This window comes from Buchnera aphidicola (Chaetosiphella stipae setosa) (assembly GCF_964059095.1).
Lineage (GTDB): Bacteria > Pseudomonadota > Gammaproteobacteria > Enterobacterales > Enterobacteriaceae > Buchnera_J > Buchnera_J aphidicola_BP.
Genome location: NZ_OZ060394.1, coordinates 1 through 2,696 on the forward strand (window position 1 = coordinate 1; position 2,696 = coordinate 2,696).

The 2,696-nt window shown below is 21.7% G+C and carries 1 protein-coding gene; it reads left to right on the forward strand.

What is annotated here, in order from left to right; translation table 11 throughout:
* Positions 1–266 precede the first annotated feature (266 nt).
* Positions 267–2,177: a tRNA uridine-5-carboxymethylaminomethyl(34) synthesis enzyme MnmG gene (gene mnmG / locus AB4W52_RS00005; protein ID WP_367675317.1), complete on the forward strand. Its 1,911-nt coding sequence runs from the start codon at positions 267–269 to the stop codon at positions 2,175–2,177.
* Positions 2,178–2,696 lie beyond the last annotated feature (519 nt).

A 2,696-nucleotide genomic window follows, 5' to 3' on the forward strand; every position in this document is an offset into this window, starting at 1 on the left:
TTATAAACATATTTTAAACATCTTATAAACAAAAAAAAAATTAAAAATAAACAACAAAAAAATAAAATTTTTAGTTTTTTATAAACATAATTTTTATTAATAATAATAAGTTTATTTAATTTTTTTATAAAAATTTATTTTTTTATTCTTTTTCTTTTAATCTTTTTTTTTATTCTTTTTTTTTTATTTCTTTAAAAGCTGGGTTAAATATTATATATTTATATATAAATTACTTTAGACAAAAAAAAAGAGGTTTACGGAAAATTTTGTATAAAATTAAAAATTCTTATGATGTTATCGTAGTAGGCGGTGGCCATGCAGGGGTTGAAGCGTGTTTAGCTTCATCAAAAATAGGTTGTCAAACTCTTTTAATTACACAAAGTATAAAAAATTTTGGTTGTTTGTCTTGTAATCCTGCTATTGGCGGAATTGGAAAAAGTCAATTAGTAAAAGAAATTGATGCGTTAGGTGGATCTATGGGGATTTTTGCTGATCATTCTGGTATACAATTTAGAGTGTTAAATGCAAAAAAAGGTCCAGCAGTTCGTTCAACACGAGTTCAAGTTGATCGAAAAATTTATTCTAACGTAGTTAAAAAAATACTTTTTTCCCAAAAAAATTTATTTATTTTAGAATCTGAAGTGATAGATTTAAATATAAAAAATAATAAAATTCTTGGAGTGATTGCAAAAAATGATATTTATTTTTTTTCTCGATCTGTTATTTTAACTACAGGTACTTTTTTAAATGGAAAGATATATATTGGAGACAAAACTTTTTTAGGTGGAAGATTTAAAGATAAACCTTCTAATTTACTTGCAGATAAGTTAAAATATTATCCTTTTCGTATTAATCGTTTAAAAACTGGAACACCTCCTAGAATTGATAAAAAAAGTATTGATTTTAAAAATTTAGAAGAACAAAAAGGTGATTTTCCTACACCATATATTTCTTTTATAAATAAAGAACATATTCCACTGGAACAAATTTCTTGTTATATCACATATACAAATTATAAAACTCATGAAATCATTCATAAAAATTTAAATTTAAGTGCTGTATATTCAGGAAAAATAACTGGATTAGGTCCACGTTATTGTCCGTCTATAGAAGATAAAATAAAAAGATTTTCAGGTAGATCTAGACATCAAATTTTTTTAGAAAATGAAAGTTTGACAAGCGATATAATTTACCCTAATGGAATTTCTACTAGTTTGCCGTTTAATATACAAAAAAAATTTTTAAAAACAATTCAAGGTTTTAAAAATGTTAGAATTTTGCAACCAGGATATGCTGTTGAATATGATTATTTTAATCCAATGGATTTACATTTAACTTTAGAATCTAAGTTTATTTCTGGTCTTTTTTTAGCAGGTCAAATAAATGGTACTACAGGATATGAAGAAGCAGCAGCTCAAGGTATTATTGCTGGGATTAATAGTTCTTTTTTTGCTTTAGAAAAACCTTTTTGGTATCCTCGTCGAGATCAGGCTTACATTGGTGTTTTAATAGATGATTTATGTACAAAAGGAACTACAGAGCCATATAGAATGTTTACTTCAAGAGCTGAATATAGATTACTATTACGTGAAGATAATGCAGATTTAAGATTAACTAAGATAGGAAGAGATATTGGTTTAGTAGATGATTTTAGATGGAATCGCTACAATCAAAAAATTAATAATATTAATGAAGAGAAAAAAAATATTGAGTCTGTTATTTTTAAACCTAAATTGCATATTACACAAAAATTAAATAAATATTTATCAGAACCAATTACAAATAATACAACTCTTTTTCAGATATTAAAAAGACCAGGAGTTCATCTTAAAAAATTAATACAATTAAATTTATATAATTCTAAAATTTCAAATGATATTGAATCTTTAAAACAAGTAGAAATTCAAATAAAGTACGATGGATATATTTCTCGTCAACATAAAGAAATTAAAAAAAATTTGAAATATGAAAATATTTTTTTATCAAAAAAAATTAATTATGATTCTATTTCTAGTTTATCTCATGAAGTAAAATCTATACTAAAAGATTATAAGCCAACTTCTATCGGTCAAGCTTCTCGTATTTCAGGAATCACTCCATCTGCTATATCAATATTGTTAATTTATTTAAAAAAAAATAATTTTTTTTTTGAAAAAAAAATTAGTAAAATAAAATAGTATTTATTATTTATTTAAGTTATATTATTAATGTTTTGATTACTTTAATTTATGTAGTGAAAAAATTTATATTTTTTAAAATCATTTGTTTTATTTTATTTAAAAATATTTATTAAGGATCTTTTTTTTTAGTTTTTTTTTTAAAAAAAAAATTGAAAATAATTATAATTTTTTCAAATTATTATACTTAATTTAAAGGAATATATTTATCGTCACTTAAAATATCTGCAATTAAATTTATTAACTTTAAAAATTTTATGTGATCATGATGTAAGTGACTGTTTTGTACTATCAATTTAGATTCAATTTTTTCTTTTTTTTTTTTTGGTTTAGTATTTATAATTTTTTTTTATATTTTTTCTAGAAATTTAAGTTTCTATTCTCCTGGAAAATATTAAGATTTTTTAAAAGTTTCTATAAATTTTTTTAATAAAAATATCAAAGAATCATATCTTAAAATAATCAAAGTTCTTTAGTCATTCCTTTGTCTTTGATTATTATTTTATTTGTTTTTTTTTT